Origin of the sequence: Klebsiella sp. CN_Kp106 (assembly GCF_040064575.1) — a bacterium.
Lineage (GTDB): Bacteria > Pseudomonadota > Gammaproteobacteria > Enterobacterales > Enterobacteriaceae > Klebsiella > Klebsiella michiganensis.
In genome coordinates this window covers 65,380-82,311 of record NZ_JBEAIG010000003.1, presented here as the reverse complement: position 1 = coordinate 82,311, position 16,932 = coordinate 65,380, and the positions used below count along the sequence as shown (strand labels likewise).

Below are 16,932 nucleotides of genomic sequence, written 5' to 3'. Positions count from 1 at the left end.
GGCAAGCATCGGCTTCACTTCAGCCCTTCAGCCTCGAGGGCGGCGGCTACCGCAGGCCGCGCGGCAACGCGCTTCATCCAGGCTGCAATATTGCTATAGCCTTCCATATCCAGCTTCACGGCGTACGCCCAGCGCAGCACGGTAAACAGGTAGCCATCGGCGATAGTGAAACGGTGCCCGTTAATCCACTCTTTATCTTCCAGGCATTCGTTCACGTACTGCATTTTTTTGTCCAGCAGCGCGCGAGCGACAGGTTTGTAATCCTCCGGCGTATCCGGGCGAAACAGCGGGGTAAAACCTTTATGCAGCTCCGTCGCCACGTAGTTTAGCCACTCCAGCGTCTGATAGCGGGCAATGCTTCCCACCGGCGCCAGCAGCTGGCGGTCCGGCACGCGATCGGCGATATATTGCATAATGGCCACGCCTTCCGTCAGCAGCACATCATCGTCCAGCAGCAGCGCCGGTACCTGACCCTTCGGGTTGATCTGCAGATAATCATCCCCGTTTTCGAGACGTTTTTTCATCACGTCAACGCCCTGCAGGGTGAAGTCCAGCCCGCTTTCGCGTAGCGCGATATGCGAAGCAAGAGAACAAGCGCCGGATTTGTAGAACAGTTTCATCGGTAACTCCTCGTGGCTGCGGTTTCCTGTATGTTAGTCCGCCCAGGGGTAAAAAAAAACCGCTAACAGCGCGTTAGCGGTTTAAATTTATGGGTTTTCCCGGGGAGCTTAAGCCGTAGCGGTATCGCTGGCTTTTGCCGTTTTATCGTCGTCCTGGGTCATACGGTTCAGCTTCGGCGCCGTCATGAGCATCAGGATGGCGATAATGCCGGTGGCGACACCGATATGCAGGAACACGCGACCGTAAACTTCCAGCGACATCAGCGGGTCAGTCACGTTATCCGGCACCGCCATCATGTTCGCCACGTAGCCGCCGATCAGGTTGGCGCCAGCGGTAGTCAGGAACCAGCTACCCATAATGAAGCCCATCAGGCGCTGCGGAACCAGCTGTGCCACCATCGCCAGACCCAGACCGGAAATCATCAGTTCACCGATACTCTGCAGGCCGTAGCTGATCACCAGCCAGCTGACGTTTACGATGCCCGCATCGCTGGCGAACTTAGCGCCCAGCGGCAGGACAAGGAAGGCGCCGGAGCACAGGACCATACCAATAGCAAACTTCATCGGCATCGGCAGGGTATCGCCCATCTTGTTATAAATGGCGGCCAGAATCGGGCTACCGATAATGATCCAGAAAGGGTTCAGCGCCTGGTACTGCTCAGGCTCGAAAGCGATGCCCAGCAGAGAGTGTTCAACGTTGCGAATCGCAAAGAAGTTGAGGGAGGTTGGCATCTGGCTGTACAGAACGAAGAAGATAATCGCCTGCAGCATCAGGATGAAAGCGACGATCATTTTGCGACGGGCCGCGCCCTGCATCGCGAAGGCTTCTTTAGCGAAAATAACGATGATGCCCAGCGCAACCACGCCCAGCGCCATACGTGCAATACCCTGGTTGTGCAGCAGCCAGGTTGCAATCGCGACCAGAACCACCACGCCAACGATAGTCGCCAGCAGCTTGCCTACCTGCACCGGTGCGAAGTCAGGCTTCGAGCCGTACTGTTTAACCCAGCGCTGGCAGAAAGCGAAGTTGACGATGGTGATCACCAGGCCGACAAAGCTCAGGGCGAAAGCGACGCTCCAGCCGAACTTCGCCGCCAGCCACGGCGTGGCCAGCATAGAGAAGAAGGAACCGATGTTGACGGACATATAGTACATGGTAAATGCACCGTCCAGACGCGGGTCGTTCTTTTCATAGCAGGTTGAGAGCAGGGAAGAGGGGTTAGCCTTAAACAGGCCGTTACCGACGGCAATCGTCGCCATACCCATATACACGATGCTCGCATCGTGCCCTGACCACGCCACCAGGCCGTAGCCGATAGCCAGAACGATTGCGCCGAGCATGATGACGCGCTTAGTGCCAAGCACCTTGTCGCCCAGCCAGCCGCCAATCGCCACCAGACCGTAGACCAGCGCGCTAAAGGAGGAGAACAGAGTAATAGAGTCCGCTTCTGACATACCCAGCTGTTTAACCAGGTAAACGGCCATGATCCCTTGCAGGCCGTAGAAACCAAAACGTTCCCACAGCTCAATAGAGAAGATGAGATAGAACGAACGTGGTTGTTTGAAAGCGTTTAAACTTACGCTTTCTGTTGGTTTATTGTTTGCAGTCGACACAAATACCTCTTTTTTTACATCCCATATTAACGGGGGGTGTTCGGGGCGCAATCTTCTCAGACCGCCGCCTTTATAGTTATTCTGGAGGGAAAACGGCAGGTAATGTTCACTATCCTGCCCCTTCAGGCAATAGCTTTGCAATAATCTGTTACACATATTCCATGTGGCATAATACACCGCCTACTCAAATGTTATTCAGAGTTAAATTTCAAGGTTTAGCCAAAGGTAGAGTTTTTATCTGTTGGAATCCGAAGTTTTTCGCATAATGGCGATATGTTCGGCTGTATGCGCTTGCATCCAGTGATATAGCCCGTAATCCTAAAAATTGATGGGTTATTGTTTTGGTATTTAACTTAAGGGTATTTGAATCAGCAGGTTTGCACGCAAAGGCGTTAACATTAAATCAACAATAAATTGACCAGGTGATCTCGATCACAAATGTATAGAAATTTTGCCTCTAAAAAAAATGAATAAGCTGGCCGATGATTATATAACCGCATAATCACCCGCAACAGCGCGAAAATGATGGCGTGAATGTCGATGAAGGCGGGGGAAAAGCAGCGTCATCACCCTGATGGATAATGACGCGATGCGTGTTCAGAGATCGACCTTCTCTTTGTACTCGCAAAGGTCTTCTATCAGGCAGGAGCCGCAGCGCGGTTTGCGGGCAATACAGGTATAACGACCGTGCAGGATTAACCAGTGATGGCAGTCGACTTTAAATTCCGCTGGAACCACCTTTAACAGCTTTTCTTCGACCTGTTCAACGTTCTTACCGGGCGCAAATTGTGTCCGATTGCAAACGCGGAAGATATGCGTATCGACGGCGATTGTCGGCCAGCCGAAGGCGGTATTCAGCACCACGTTTGCCGTTTTGCGTCCCACGCCGGGAAGCGCCTCAAGGGCCGCCCGATCTTCCGGCACTTCACCATTGTGCTGCTCAAGCAGGATACGACAGGTCTTGATGACGTTTTCTGCTTTGCTGTTAAACAGGCCAATAGTCTTGATATACGACTTCACGCCCTCAACGCCCAGCGCCAGCATGGCCGCCGGCGTGTTGGCGACCGGGTAGAGTTTTGCCGTCGCTTTGTTGACGCTGACGTCGGTGGCCTGCGCCGAGAGCAGGACGGCGATCAATAATTCAAACGGCGAGTGAAAATTCAGCTCCGTGGTGGGGTGCGGGTTGTTATCCCTGAGCCTGGTGAGGATCTCCAGGCGTTTACTCTTATTCATTCCAGGCTTTTCCCGTCACATCAGACGGCGCAACGACATCGGCTTGTACCGCTTTAGCTTTGCGCTGTTTGCTACGTTCATCGATAAGGTATTTTACCGCCAACATCATGCCGAGGCCAATAAATGCCCCCGGCGGCAGCATCGCCAGCAGAAACGGCGTATCGGTATGAAATACTTCAATGCGCAGAACTTTAGCCCAGCTGCCGAGCAGGCTATCGGCACCGTCAAACAGGGTACCGTTGCCGAGAATTTCCCGCATTGAGCCGAGCACAAACATCGCGCAGGTTGCCCCCATACCGATGGAAAAACCATCCAGCGCCGACAGCGCCGGGCCTTTTTTCGCGGCAAAGGCCTCAGCGCGCCCAACCACGATACAGTTGGTGACAATCAGCGGGATAAAGATCCCCAGAGACTGATAGAGGCCGAACGCGTAGGCGTTGATCAGCATCTGCACGACGCTCACCACCGAAGCGATGATCATGACGTAAATCGGAATACGGATTTCCGCCGGCGTCCAGCGGCGCAGGCTGGAAATAGTCAGGTTCGTCAGGGTGAGCACCAGCGTCGTCGCCAGCCCAAGGCCAAGGGCGTTGGTGGCGGTCGAGGTCACGGCGAGTAGGGGACACATCCCCAGCAGCTGAACCAGCGCGGAGTTGTTTTTCCACAACCCCTGAACAATAACGTCTTTTACTTCGCTCATGATTTAGTCTCCACAGGGAGTGAATGCGGAAATCTGCGCGGGCAGCGTTTGTGCGTACAGGCCGGCGCGCTTGACGGCATTGACCACCGCGCGCGGGGTAATGGTGGCCCCGGTAAACTGGTCGAAGTCGCCGCCGTCTTTTTTCACGGCCCAGTGGCTGTCGTTTTGCCCATGAATCACTTTACCGGCAAAGAGGGTGATCCAGTCGGAAATTCTGAGTTCGATTTTATCGCCCAGCCCCGGCGTCTCATGATGTTCGGTGACGCGGGTACCCAGCACGGTACCTTTAAAATCGGCGGCCACCAGCAGCTGAATGGCCCCGGAATAGCCGTCCGGTGCGGTGGCTTCCATCACCGCAGCCACCGGTTTTTCGCCATCCTGAGCGATCCAAACCTTGTGCTGGCCTTTTCCCAGCGCCGGGGCGGTAACTTGATAACAGCTTTTCAGCAAGTCGTTGTTATAAAGATTAGCCGGCATAACCTGGTCAAATAAGGCTTTTTGCTGCTGGGCAGCCTGGTCTTCAATGGTGCTTTTGGTCAGCTCGTTAATCGCGGCCGTCAGCCCGGTAGACCCCGCCGCAAAGAGGGCCAGCGTGATGCCGTGTTTACGCATGCTTTGTAACATGTTCGGGTCCTCAGCGGTGGCCGTACGCGCGCGGGCGCGTATAGTAATCGATCAAGGGAACGGTAATATTGGCCAGCAGAACGGCAAAGGCCACGCCATCCGGATAGCCGCCAAAGCTGCGAATTAGCCATACCAGTAATCCCGCCAGCGCGCCGAAGATCAGGCGTCCGCGATTGGTGGTGGAGGCGGTTACCGGATCCGTCAGAATAAAGAACGCGCCCAGCATGGTGGCGCCGGACAGCAGATGAATCTGCGGCGAGGCGAGGCTTTCCGGGGAGAACAGCCATCCGAGGGTAGCGCAAACGGCAAGGCTCAGCAGAAAACTGACCGGAATATGCCAGCGAATGGCTTTCTGCCATAACAGGAACAGACCACCCGCCAGATACGCCACGTTAACCCACTGCCAGCCGAGGCCGGCGAGCGCGCCGCCGTAGACAGGATACTGGAGAATCTCTTCAACCGCGTGACCGGCATGAAGCGAGGTTTTGAAGGTATCCAGCGGCGTGGCCTGGCTGATACCGTCAATGCCCATTCGCAGGCTGTTCATGTCTCCACCGCTCGCCGTATGGCCTGTGAAAATCATCCGCAGCGCGTCGCTAAATCCGGGAACATTGGCGGCTATCTCATGCGGCGGGAGCCACGAAGTCATCTGGACCGGGAAGGAGATGAGCAGGACGACATAGCCGATCATCGCCGGGTTAAAAGGATTATGACCCAGACCACCGTAGAGCTGTTTAGCGATGATCACCGCGAACGCGGTCCCCAGCACCACCATCCACCAGGGAGCAAAAGGCGGAATACTGATGGCCAGCAGCAGGCCGGTCAGCAGCGCGGAGTTATCGGCGAGGATCGCGGGAATATTTTGTTTGCGCAGTTTAAGGATGGCCGCTTCGGCTCCCCACGCCGTGATGGCGGCAAGGATAATTTGCAGCACGGTACCCCAGCCGAAAAACCAGGTCTGAACCGCGATGCCGGGCACGGCGGCGAGCAGCACCAGCAGCATAATCCGCGAAGTCTGGCGCTGATTGTGGGTATAAGGGGAACTTGCGATTCTGAAAACCATTTAATCCTCGTTAACTGCCTGCCGGGATGCTTTCCGGGCCTGAACGCGGGCGATTGCTTCAGCGACTGCCGCTTTGCGGGCGTCATCATTGGCTGCCGACGGGGGAACTGCTTGTTGCTGTTGTTCTGCTTTACGCGCTTTAGCCCGGGCGATGGCGGCCTCAACGGCGGCCTTGCGCGGGTCAACGGCGGCGGGCTGCTCCGCTGGGGCGTCTTCTGCCAGAGCGGCCTGCTGTTGGGCTTTACGCGCTTTAGCCCGGGCGATGGCGGCCTCAACGGCGGCCTTGCGCGGGTCAACGGCGGCGGGCTGCTCTGCTGGGGCGTCTTCCGCAGGAACCGCCTGCTGTTGGGCTTTACGCGCTTTGGCCCGGGCGATGGCGGCCTCGACGGCGGCTTTGCGCGGGTCACTGGCGGCGGGCTGCTCTGCTGGAGCGTCTTCCGCAGGAACCGCCTGCTGTTCGACTTTGCGCGCTTTGGCTCGGGCGATGGCGGCCTCTACGGCGGCTTTGCGCGGGTCAACGGCGGCGTCAGATGACGGCCCGGCGACGTTGCTTTGTGCCTGTTGCTGAGCTTTGCGTGCCCGGGCCTCGGCCTTGCGGGCTTCGCGGGCGGCAATGGCTTCGCTGTTATCCGGTTTGGCGCCGGAGAGCACGATAATCGGCTGCGCCGCGTCACGCTGCTTTTCCCGTACCCGGGCAAGGGCGGCGTTAATCGCGTCCTGATCTTTCGCCGCGGGCTGGGCCGCGGCCTGCTTATGCCGTTCAAGACGCGCGGCTTTATCGCGCTCAAGACGCGCCTGACGGGCCTCAAAGCGTAATTTCGCCTCCGCCGCGCGTTTCTCTTCCTGAGCAAGCGCGTAAATCTCCGCTTTTTCCTGGCGGAAGTACTGCACCAGCGGGATATTGCTTGGGCAGACCCAGGCGCAGGCGCCGCACTCAATGCAATCCGCCAGGTTATGGCTGGTGGCTTTGTCGTGCTGCTGGCCTTTGCTGAACCAATAAAGCTGCTGCGGCAGAAGATCTGCCGGGCAGGCGTCCGCGCAGGCGCTGCAGCGGATGCAGCCTTTTTCCTCTTCCGGCTCGCCCATTTCGCTCGCCGACGGCGCCAGCAGGCAGTTGGTGATTTTCACGACCGGCACGTCGAGCCACGGCAGGGTGAAGCCCATCAGCGGCCCGCCCATAATTACCATAGGATCGCCGCTCGGACAGAAACCGGCATCGTTGAGCAGATGGCTGACCGGAGTGCCGAGGCGCGCCCAGACGTTGCCCGGACGCGAGATCGCTTCCCCGGTCAGGGTGACGACGCGCTCGGTCAGCGGCTCGCCGTCGATTACCGCGCGTTTCACCGCATAGGCGGTGCCGACGTTCTGCATCAGCACGCCGATGTCAGAGGAGCGTCCGCCGTGAGGCACCTGCTTGCCGGTGAGGATCTGCGTCAGCTGTTTCGCGCCGCCGGAGGGATATTTCGTGGGGATCACGCGCAGGGAAATACCGTGCGTGTCGGCTAATACCGCGCGCAGCATCGAAATCGCCTGCGGTTTATTATCCTCGATGCCGATCAGTACCTGAGCTGGCTGCAGAATATGGGCAAGGATGCGAATACCCTCGACGATCTGCGCCGCGCAATCCTGCATCAGACGGTCGTCGGCGGTAATATAGGGTTCGCACTCGGCGGCGTTGATAATGAGTGTGTCGATTTTGTCGCCGCCGCCGCGCAGCTTGGCGCCGGTCGGGAAACCCGCGCCGCCCAGTCCGGCCACGCCAAACTGGTGAATACGCTCAATCAGCGCTTCGCGGGATTTATTCTGGTAATCGTTCCAGCCATCGCGTTCAATCCAGCGGTCTTCGCCATCGGCATCAATAATCACGCTCATTTCCGCCAGCGCGGAAGGGTGGGCGGTAGAGTGGGGAGCAATGGCCGCCACCGTACCGGACGTCGGGGCGTGCACCGGCAGCATTCTGCCCCAGCCGCGCGTTAACGGCTGGCCGCGCAGGACGCGATCGCCAGGCTGAACGCAGAGCTCACCTTCCGCGCCAATATGCTGTTTTAGCGGAATGACAAAACGCTGCGGCAGTGAAACCTGACGCAGCGGGGTACCGTTGGACTGGGTTTTCATTTCTGGCGGATGGATGCCGCCGTTGAAGTCCCAGACTTTATCTTTGCGAAAAGCGGAAAATAACTTAAACATGTTGTTCCACGGGAATAATGCGTACCGGGATGGTCTGAAGATCCCATTTCCAGGTTTCTGTCGTCGGCGCCACCGGGCGCAGTTCAATACATTGCGTCGGACAAGGCGCGACGCAAAGATTACAGCCGGTACAGAGATCGCTCATCACCGTATGCATGGCGCGCGTGGCGCCGACGATGGCATCGACGGGACAGGCCTGAATGCATTTTGTGCAGCCGATGCAGTTCGCCTCGTCGATCACCGCCAGCATTCGCGCCGGTTCGGCTTCCTGCGCATCGCCGTCTGTCGGCTGCGGATCGACGTTCAATAGCTCGGCGATTTTCAGCATCACCGCTTCGCCGCCGGGGGCGCAGCAGTTGATTTTCTCGCCCTGGGTCCCCACCGCTTCAGCGTAGGGACGACAGCCAGGATAGCCGCACTGGCCGCACTGGCTCTGCGGAAGCAGGGCATCAATTTTTTCCACCACCGGGTCATCCTCCACCTCAAAGCGGCGGGAGGCGTACCCCAGAATTAAGCCGAAAATTAGCCCCAGCAGGCTAATGGCGACCACGGCTATCCAGACAGCGTTCATTACAACTTCACCAAACCACTAAAACCCATGAAAGCAAGGGACATTAAACCTGCGGTGACCAGCGCAATCGCGTTACCGCGAAACGGCGCGGGAACATCCGCTACCACCAGTCGCTCGCGAATGGAGGCGAAAAGCACCATAACCAGCGAAAAACCGACCGCGGCGGCAAAACCGTACAGCGCCGATTGCAGGAAATTATGCCCAAGGTTAATGTTGAGCAGCGCCACGCCGAGCACCGCGCAGTTGGTGGTGATCAGCGGCAGGAAGATGCCCAGCAGGCGATACAGCGCCGGGCTGGTTTTACGCACGACCATTTCGGTAAACTGCACCACCACGGCGATGACCAGGATAAAGGCCAGCGTACGTAAATAGACCAGATCCAGCGGGATAAGGATCCAGGTATCAATTAACCAGGCGCAAATAGAGGCCAGCGTCATCACAAACGTGGTGGCAAGCCCCATCCCCATAGCGGCTTCCAGCTTTTTGGAAACCCCCATAAACGGGCACAGTCCAAGAAACTTCACCAGCACGAAGTTGTTAACCAGGACAGTGCCAACAAAGAGCAGTAAATAATCAGCCATCATTCGACCTGAAATAGAAAAAGCTGTCTATTATCGAATAAATCGATACCGGCGACAACAGGTTAACTGTGTGGTTATTACGGATTCACAAAGGTCCGCTTAACCCGTTGAGAACGCCTGAAATAGGGCGCAAGCAGCGCTGCGGCGAGGAGAGGGAAAAGCAGCTGGCGCAGCGCGAGCGCGTCGGAAATAGGGGAAAAGGCAAAGGCTTTTACCGCCAGCAGAAGCGTGATCAGCAGCCAGATAATGTAGTGCTTCGGTACCCCTTTCCGCCGTTTAAAGAAGGCGATGGTCAACCACAGCGTGTAGTACCACATGGCGATCGCAAAGGCTAAGGAGGCGATCCACAGGGCGAGATGTTCGATACTCATCGCGCTCAGCAATGTGTAAGTCTGGGAAGACATCAGGGCATCAGCAAAAAACAGCAGCGACAATGAGGCGCTAAGCAGGGCTACCAGGAGCCATGCCAGCGGTGCCAGAAGCCATCCGCCAATACGTTCCACAGAGTCAGAAGACATTATTACTCCAAAATTCAACGCCAGTTATAAATAAAAGCAGGGCGGAAGTATAAGCAACTGGCGTGAATGATGACAGTCTTTATTGCACGTAGCGCCAGACGGACTTGGGCACTTCGCCGATGTTGAACAATTTGCCGCCAGAAACCAGCTCCGCCCGGCGATGGTCGGCCGCGCGATACATGTTGACGATCTCTTCGTTATCGGTCAGGGAATAGTTAAGGTGATCAAAAAGTTTTTCCAGACTTTCCAGCGAACTGATTTTACGAAATTTTAATAAGTAGTCCTGAACGGTCATTTGCGTATCCATTTTATAATCGGAATAAATTAAGTTGAATATACCCATACTGAGTAAACCTGTTCTCAACCGGCAGTTCCTTTCTAAGATAAACTGTATGCAATTATTTCGGTTGTAAATACCGGTGACAAGAACAGATGATGTTTCCGGCCTGGTAAAAAGAAATTTAAGAGTATTCCAGAACTGAATCAGGCGCCGGAAGGCGCCTGGGAGAGAAGATTAACGCTGTTCGCCTCGGCTGGCAATAACGTTTTGGTACCAGAAAAAACTCTTTTTCCGTTTACGCGCCAGATTTTGCTGGTGATCGACATAAACGAATCCGTATTGTTTTTTATAACCGTTCAGCCAGCTCAAAAGATCAATAAAGGACCAGGGGTAGTAGCCGCGCACGTCGGCGCCCTGTTCCAGCGCTTTTTCCAGCGCGGTAATATGGCTACTGAGATAGTCAATCCGCGGGTCGTCGACGATTTCGCCATTGATAATCGGGTCTATTGCCCCCAGGCCGTTTTCGGTGATGTAGATCGGAATATCACCGTAGCGCGCTTTAATCATCATGATCCCGTCGGTTAAGCCCTGAGGCCAAATTTCCCAGCCCCATTCGGTATAGGTGCTTTGCGGGTTGCGCACGAAGTGGAAGAGCCCATCCACGCCCGGCTCGCCGCCGGTCGGTACTTCAGGAGGCTGCGCCGACACGGTTTCACGGCGATAGTAGTTCAGGCCGATAAAGTCACAGCGGTTGTCACGCAGCAGCGCGTCGTCTCCCGGTTCAAAGACCGGAACCCCCCACAGCGCCCGGGTCTGCTGCAGTAGCTCTTCGGGATAGCCGCCTTTTAATACCGGATCGTAGAGCCAGTGGGTATGGATGGCGTCCGCCATCTCTGTCGCCCGCTTATCTTCCTCACTGTCGGTTAATGCGGTGTGCGGCTGCAGCACGTTGACAAACCCTATCTCCCCCGCCACGCCCATTTCACGAAACGCTTTCACGGCCAGCGCATGGGCGATAAAGACGTGATGGCAGGCCTGAATGGCGCGCGCCGGATCGCGCACCGCAGGAGGATGGAGGCCGTTAATGTAACCGTGGCCGATAAAGACGATAGTCTCGTTAAAGGTTGCCCACAGTTTGACCCGGGAGCCAAAACGTTGATAGCACAGGCGAGCGTACTCAGCGAAGGCTTCCGCGGTACTGCGCGCCTCCCAGCCGCCTTCATCCTGCAGCGCCTGGGGAAGATCCCAGTGGTACAGGGTAATCATCGGTTCAATGTTATGCGCCAGCAGTTCGTCAATCAGGTCGCTGTAGAATTGGACACCAGCCTCGTTCACTTCACCGCGGCCGCCAGGCAGCAGGCGGGGCCAGGAAATAGAAAAGCGATAGCTTTGCAAACCCATTTCCGCCATCAGCGCTACGTCTTCGCGAAAACGATGGTAGTGGTCAACGGCGACGTCACCGGTCGTCCCCTGATAGGTGGTGCCCGGAAGGTGAGAATAAATATCCCAGATAGAAGGGCCTTTGCCGTCGGCATCGTGACCGCCTTCAACCTGCCAGGCCGCGGTCGCGGCGCCCCATAAAAAGTGTTGCGGGAATTTGGACATGAAGAAACTCCTTATCGATTGATAAAGAGAGTGTAATAAAGGCGTATGCAACTATGCAACCGGTTTCAGAAACCGGTTGCATAGTTGCGAAGCGGGTCACTGTTTATTTCGACAGCGGCTTCGTCTGAACAGCATCAACGGCAGGCGGGGACTGGTAGTTATCAATATGATGAGCGATAACTAAAAGCAGGGCCGAAACGCCCAAAACAATCCAGCCAATAAGTTCTACAATACGGTTAAAAACGTTTTCCATAACTCTACGGCAAATGGTGAAACCAGACTGAAATGGTACTCAACGACTGAAGTAACGCAAGTGTTACATGATCTTAGCTGCGCAAATGGCGTAAAGCTGAGCAACCGGTGCAGGGGCAAACGCGTCGAAGATGCGTTCAGAATCGCGGTGTTAGTGCGGCTGCGACATTTCGTTAAGGGGGCAGAAAAATGAGTGACCCTATCCGGGTAGGTTTAATCGGGTACGGCTATGCGAGCAAAACCTTTCATGCGCCGCTGGTCAGCGGTACGCCGGGGATGACGCTGGCGGCGGTCTCGAGCAGCGATGAAACGAAAGTGCTGGCCGACTGGCCTGCGGTGAAGGTGGTGACCGCACCGCAGGCGCTCTTTAGCGACCCCGATATCGATCTGGTGGTGATCCCCACGCCCAATGATACCCATTTTCCGCTGGCGAAAGCTGCGCTGGAAGCGGGCAAGCATGTAGTGGTGGATAAACCGTTTACCGTGACGCTGTCACAGGCTCGCGAGCTTGAGGCCATTGCCAAAAGCGAGGGGCGACTGCTGTCCGTGTTCCATAACCGCCGCTGGGACAGCGATTTTCTGACGGTGAAGTCGCTGATTAACGAAGGCCTGTTAGGGGAAGTCGGCTATTTTGAGTCGCATTTCGACCGCTATCGACCGCAGGTACGGCAACGCTGGCGCGAGCAAGGTGGGCCGGGCAGCGGCATCTGGTACGATCTTGCCCCGCATCTGCTGGACCAGGTGGTAAATCTCTTCGGTCTGCCGGTGAGTATGCAGGTCGACCTGGCTCAGCTACGGCCTGGCTCCCAGTCCACAGACTATTTTCATGCGGTGTTGGCCTGGCCGCAGCGTCGCGTGGTGCTGCACGGAACCCTGGTGGCCGCGGCGGAAACGGCACGCTTTATCATCCACGGTTCGCGGGGAAGCTATGTGAAATACGGCCTTGATCCGCAGGAAGAACGGCTGAAAAGCGGCGAGCGCCTGCCGCAGGAGGATTGGGGGTACGATATGCGCGACGGGCTGCTGACGCGTGCCGAAGGCGAGGAAATCACCGAGGAGTCGTGGCTGACGCTACCGGGCAACTATCCGGCCTATTACGCCGCCATTCGCGATGCGCTTAATGGCATCGGCGTTAACCCGGTTCCGGCAAGCCAGGCGATTCAGATTATGGAGCTGATTGAGCTTGGGCTGGAGTCGGCCAGGCATCGGGCGACGCTGTGCCTGAATTAGGCCGACCTGACGAAACGCGCTGGCCAGGCGCTGATTGAGCTTCCCCCCGTGCTGGCACGGGGGAGAAACATCAAGCCTGCTGCACGCGCTGGATCAGCGCCGCTTTTTCCTGGGCGCTTAAAAAGGCGAGCTCCAGACCGTTTCTCTGCGCCTGGCGAATTTGCTCGCGGCTTAAACCGGCAGCCGGGGCGGCGACGGTGTATTCGTGGATAATATCGACGCCCTGAACGGCAGGGTCGTCGGTATTGATGCAGGCCAGCACGCCGTGTTCAAGGAATGTTTTCAGCGGATGCTCGGCCAGGGATGGCACGGTGCTGGTCTGAATATTAGAGGTCAGGCAGGACTCAATCCCGATTCGCTGCGCGGCGAGATAATCCATCAGCGCCGGATCCTGCACCGCCTTCACGCCGTGGCCGATACGCTCGGCGCCCAGTTCGCGAATCGCCTGCCAGATGCTTTCCGGGCCAGCGGCTTCGCCCGCATGTACGGTGATGCGCCAGCCCGCATCGCGCGCGCGGCTGAAGTGATCCATAAACAGATTTCCCGGGAAGCCGAGCTCATCCCCGGCGAGGTCGAGGGCCGTGATGCCATCGCGATGGGCGAGCAGGGCCGCAAGCTCCTCTTCGCAGGCCGCTTCGCCAAAGGTGCGGCTCAGAATGCCGATCAGGCGGGCCTCAACGTTAAAGTCGCGGCTGCCTTCTTTAACCCCGGCGATCACCGCTTCGACTACGCCCGCGACCGGCAGCTGGTGGGTCATCGCCATATAGCGCGGAGAGAAACGCAGTTCAACGTAGTGCAGGCCGTTGCGAGCGGCATCTTCGAGGTTTTCATAAGCGACGCGGCGGCAGGCTTCCAGCGAGGCCAGTACCTTTACGCCCCAGTCCAGCTTAGCGAGGAAGCTGACCAGATCAGGCTCATTGCTGGTGACCTGTACATGAGGACGTAAGGTGTCGAGGGTGTCTGCCGGAAGGGCGAGGTTGTACTGGCGGCCAAGATCGAGAATGGTTTGGGCCCGGATATTACCATCAAGGTGGCGATGGATGTCGGTTAATGGCAAAGTTAAATCAATCATGGTCGCACTCTTTTTTTAGTTGTAGTGCGCGTCATTGTACATCAGAACGATAAATGGTTAAAAGCGGAGAAAATTACCGAACAATACAAGGGAAAACGGTGAGGGAAGGGAAGATTGCCCTCTCAAAGGGAGCAATGACGAAATCGCTCATAGCAAAACGCTATTAATCATAGACAATCAGTATTTAATTTCGCGCCCGAGATTTTCTATAGTCTCAGGCGCTGGTTTTCCTGCAATGAATGGCAGGCAATTTTAAAAAGGACTCTGGGAATATGATCTTCACGTTAAAAAAAGTCGCGGTACCGCTGGTTGTCGCAGGCTCGCTGCTGCTGGCCGCCTGCAAACCTGGCGAGCAGGACCCCAACCACATCAAAGTGGGCATAAGCGCAGGCGTTGACCAGGAAGTCTGGGCGGTGGCGCAAAAAGTGGCGAAAGAGAAGTACAATCTCGACGTTGAGGTGGTGACGTTTAATGATTTCGTCCTGCCCAACGAGGCGCTGAACAACGGCGATCTTGATGCTAACGCTTTCCAGCATAAGCCCTATCTGGACAAACAGATCCAGGAGCGCGGCTATAAGCTGGTTCAGGTTGGCACCACGTTCGTTTATCCGATAGCGGCCTATTCGAAGAAAATCACGTCGGTCGCTCAGCTGCCCGATGGCGCGCAGGTGGCGGTCCCCAACGATCCAACTAACCTCGGCCGCTCTCTGCTGCTGCTACAAAAGCAGGGGCTGATTACGCTGAAGGACGGCGTAGGTCTGCTGCCCACCTCGCTGGATATTATTAACAACCCGAAAAAGCTAAAAATCGTCGAAATTGAAGCGCCGCAGCTCACCCGCGCGCTGGACGACCAGCAGATAACCATGGCGATTATCAATACCACCTTCTCAAGCCAGGTCGGGCTGTCGCCGTCGCGCAACGGCCTGTTTGTGGAAAGCAAAGATTCCCCTTACGTGAATATCTTCGCCAGTCGTATCGAAAATAAAGACAGCGAAAAGGTGAAAAACCTTGTGAAGGCCTACCAGAGCGATGAGGTGGCCGCGGCAGCAGAGCAGCTTTACAAAGGCGATGCGGTTAAGGGCTGGTAATCGTTGACGTTTTCAGGCCCGTGACGCGCGGGCTAGCGCATGTGATGCGGAAGACAGCCGGTAGCCCACTACCGGCTTTTTTATGGCTATTTTTGAATCAAATAGCGGATGGTTGGCCCATCCTGCTGAATGTCGAGCACGGTATAGCCGTGGTTTTTGGCATCCAGCGGGATGTTGTTAATCGACTGCGGACAGTCGCTGACCACTTCCAGAATCTCGCCTTTCTTCAGCGAAGGCATGGCTTCGAGCGTGGCGATGGCCGGATAGGGGCAGGGTTCGCCAACCATATCGAGGCGATAATCGGGGACCAGAGTTTTCATGCGCTTTCCTTAACGGTCGAGGGGGCGAGAGACTGGCGGCGGAAAAACCGTTTTTCCCAGCCAATCACCAGAATCAGCGCGATCAGCAGCAGGAGATAGGTCACCAGCAGGCCGCCGAATGGTCCGAAGGTCGCCAGCAGGTTGATTTTATCCCAGCTTGTGGCCAGCGCCGGAGAGAGCCCGTCCCAGTAGTAGGCGAGGATCGTTGAACCGATAACGTTGCCCAGCCCGACCCACCAGTAGTGCACCTGACCTTCCACCGCGCGGTACATCCAGCCGGTTTCGCAGCCGCCCGCCAGGACGATGCCAAAGCCAAACAGCAGGCCGCCGATAACCGCGTTGGGCCCCGCCCACATGATTTTCGGCTCCATACCCAGCTGCACGTAGCTGAAGATCCCAATAGCGCTGGCGGCCATGCCGAAAATAACCGCCTTCGCCATATTGGTACGTCCGGTGATCCACATATCGCGAAAGGCGGAGGTGAAGCAGATCTGCGCCCGCTCGATGAGCAGGCCAAATCCGACGCCAAACAGCAGCGCCAGGCCGAGCTTCGGCCGATCGGCCGCGGTGAGCAGGCCCCAGGCGATCATGGCGAAAAAGACCACCATGCCGAGACGGAACCGGCGCCGCGCCTGGTCAGGTTTTTGCGTCAGCGGCGAGGCCTGGGACACTTTCTGCATTTTTACCGGAATACGGAAGATGGGCAGTAAGGTAAAGCGCGCGCCGAACCAGGTTCCGATAGCGGTAGCGATGGCAAAGAACCAGGCGTGCAGGGAAAACTGTGGGATACCGGTAAAAAATGCGGCCAGATTGCAGCCCATAGCCAGACGGGCGCCGAAACCGGCGATGATTCCCCCGGCGACGGCCTGCAGAATGCGGATCCGGCTGCGGGGGAAGCGCAGCTTGACGTTATTCGCCCACAGCGCGGCGGCGAAACAGCCGCCGAACATACCGATGATCATCATGCCGTCGATACGGGTGAGCGGGGTGCCCTCGAGATGAATGAGCTTATAGTAGCCCCACTCTTCGCTGTGCACGCCGACGAGCTGCAGCAATTGCCCACCCCAGCGGGTGAATTCGCCGGTGACGGCCCAGAAGGTGCCGGTAATGCCGAAGTAGTAGGTGGAGAGAATACCCGCGGCGATAACGGCGGGGACGGGCGACCAGAATTTAATCAGCCACGCCTGTTTGAACTGTTGCCATGTCATGAAGATGCCTCTGAACTCAGAAGGTATATTACCCGTAGCGGGTAGAAGAGGGGCGATAATACGCTGCTTATTAATGTAAAACGCTCGATGGGATCAAATTGAACGATAAAGAGAATATCAAAGGCCACGCTTGGGTGGCCTTTTACGCCTGCGGATCCGCGGTCAG

General features: G+C 56.7%; 18 protein-coding genes. 2 read left to right on the top strand and 16 right to left on the bottom strand.

What is annotated here, in order from left to right; genetic code table 11:
• Window positions 1-14 precede the first annotated feature (14 nt).
• The 13 genes from gstA to blr all read right to left on the bottom strand — a co-directional run bounded on the left by gstA (window position 15) and on the right by blr (window position 11,849).
• Complete coding sequence (gstA, locus tag ABLU96_RS03265; RefSeq protein WP_004851441.1) at window positions 15-620, bottom strand: glutathione transferase GstA; 606 nt, start codon at window positions 618-620, stop codon at window positions 15-17.
• Window positions 621-728: 108 nt separating this feature from the next.
• Window positions 729-2,234 carry a dipeptide/tripeptide permease DtpA gene (gene dtpA / locus ABLU96_RS03260; protein WP_064405896.1) on the bottom strand — a complete coding sequence of 502 codons (1,506 nt, stop codon included), beginning with the start codon at window positions 2,232-2,234 and terminating at the stop codon, window positions 729-731.
• A 597-nt stretch (window positions 2,235-2,831) separates the two neighbouring features.
• Window positions 2,832-3,467 carry an endonuclease III gene (gene nth / locus ABLU96_RS03255; RefSeq protein ID WP_004851438.1) on the bottom strand — a complete coding sequence of 212 codons (636 nt, stop codon included), beginning with the start codon at window positions 3,465-3,467 and terminating at the stop codon, window positions 2,832-2,834.
• Window positions 3,460-4,167, bottom strand: coding sequence for an electron transport complex subunit E (locus ABLU96_RS03250; protein WP_004851436.1), 708 nt, complete (start codon window positions 4,165-4,167; stop codon window positions 3,460-3,462). Before ABLU96_RS03250 ends, nth begins: the two co-directional genes overlap by 8 nt.
• Window positions 4,168-4,170: 3 nt before the next feature.
• Entirely contained in the window at window positions 4,171-4,791 is a 621-nt protein-coding gene (gene rsxG, locus ABLU96_RS03245) for an electron transport complex subunit RsxG (RefSeq protein ID WP_004851434.1), read from the bottom strand.
• Between the two features lie 10 nt (window positions 4,792-4,801).
• On the bottom strand, window positions 4,802-5,854 hold the full coding sequence (gene rsxD / locus ABLU96_RS03240) for an electron transport complex subunit RsxD (protein ID WP_014229590.1): 1,053 nt from the start codon (window positions 5,852-5,854) through the stop codon (window positions 4,802-4,804).
• Window positions 5,855-8,041, bottom strand: coding sequence for an electron transport complex subunit RsxC (gene rsxC, locus ABLU96_RS03235; RefSeq protein WP_064405900.1), 2,187 nt, complete (start codon window positions 8,039-8,041; stop codon window positions 5,855-5,857).
• Complete coding sequence (gene rsxB / locus ABLU96_RS03230; RefSeq protein WP_025105826.1) at window positions 8,034-8,612, bottom strand: electron transport complex subunit RsxB; 579 nt, start codon at window positions 8,610-8,612, stop codon at window positions 8,034-8,036. The genes rsxC and rsxB overlap by 8 nt, the downstream gene beginning before the upstream one ends.
• Window positions 8,612-9,193 (bottom strand): electron transport complex subunit RsxA, encoded by a 582-nt coding sequence (gene rsxA, locus ABLU96_RS03225; RefSeq protein WP_004102633.1) that lies wholly within the window; start codon window positions 9,191-9,193, stop codon window positions 8,612-8,614. The genes rsxB and rsxA overlap by 1 nt, the downstream gene beginning before the upstream one ends.
• 77 nt (window positions 9,194-9,270) lie before the next feature.
• Window positions 9,271-9,711 (bottom strand): DUF2569 domain-containing protein, encoded by a 441-nt coding sequence (locus ABLU96_RS03220; protein ID WP_004851426.1) that lies wholly within the window; start codon window positions 9,709-9,711, stop codon window positions 9,271-9,273.
• Between the two features lie 79 nt (window positions 9,712-9,790).
• Complete coding sequence (gene ydgT, locus ABLU96_RS03215; protein WP_004134363.1) at window positions 9,791-10,006, bottom strand: transcription modulator YdgT; 216 nt, start codon at window positions 10,004-10,006, stop codon at window positions 9,791-9,793.
• Window positions 10,007-10,225: 219 nt separating this feature from the next.
• Entirely contained in the window at window positions 10,226-11,596 is a 1,371-nt protein-coding gene (locus ABLU96_RS03210; RefSeq protein ID WP_025105825.1) for a GH1 family beta-glucosidase, read from the bottom strand.
• Window positions 11,597-11,699: 103 nt separating this feature from the next.
• Complete coding sequence (gene blr, locus ABLU96_RS03205) at window positions 11,700-11,849, bottom strand: division septum protein Blr (protein WP_014229585.1); 150 nt, start codon at window positions 11,847-11,849, stop codon at window positions 11,700-11,702.
• Window positions 11,850-12,037: 188 nt separating this feature from the next.
• On the opposite strand from blr, the gene ABLU96_RS03200 reads away from it, so the two are divergent.
• Window positions 12,038-13,078: an oxidoreductase gene (locus ABLU96_RS03200; protein WP_014838658.1), complete on the top strand. Its 1,041-nt coding sequence runs from the start codon at window positions 12,038-12,040 to the stop codon at window positions 13,076-13,078.
• A 70-nt stretch (window positions 13,079-13,148) separates the two neighbouring features.
• On the opposite strand, the gene add is transcribed toward ABLU96_RS03200, so the two are convergent.
• On the bottom strand, window positions 13,149-14,150 hold the full coding sequence (gene add / locus ABLU96_RS03195) for an adenosine deaminase (RefSeq protein WP_025105823.1): 1,002 nt from the start codon (window positions 14,148-14,150) through the stop codon (window positions 13,149-13,151).
• A gap of 272 nt (window positions 14,151-14,422) precedes the next feature.
• On the opposite strand from add, the gene metQ reads away from it, so the two are divergent.
• Window positions 14,423-15,238: a methionine ABC transporter substrate-binding lipoprotein MetQ gene (metQ, locus tag ABLU96_RS03190; protein WP_004851417.1), complete on the top strand. Its 816-nt coding sequence runs from the start codon at window positions 14,423-14,425 to the stop codon at window positions 15,236-15,238.
• Between the two features lie 86 nt (window positions 15,239-15,324).
• On the opposite strand, the gene yedF is transcribed toward metQ, so the two are convergent.
• Both yedF and yedE read right to left on the bottom strand, forming a co-directional pair.
• Entirely contained in the window at window positions 15,325-15,558 is a 234-nt protein-coding gene (gene yedF, locus ABLU96_RS03185) for a sulfurtransferase-like selenium metabolism protein YedF (protein WP_004102619.1), read from the bottom strand.
• Window positions 15,555-16,766 (bottom strand): selenium metabolism membrane protein YedE/FdhT, encoded by a 1,212-nt coding sequence (gene yedE / locus ABLU96_RS03180; RefSeq protein WP_064405905.1) that lies wholly within the window; start codon window positions 16,764-16,766, stop codon window positions 15,555-15,557. Before yedE ends, yedF begins: the two co-directional genes overlap by 4 nt.
• Window positions 16,767-16,932 lie beyond the last annotated feature (166 nt).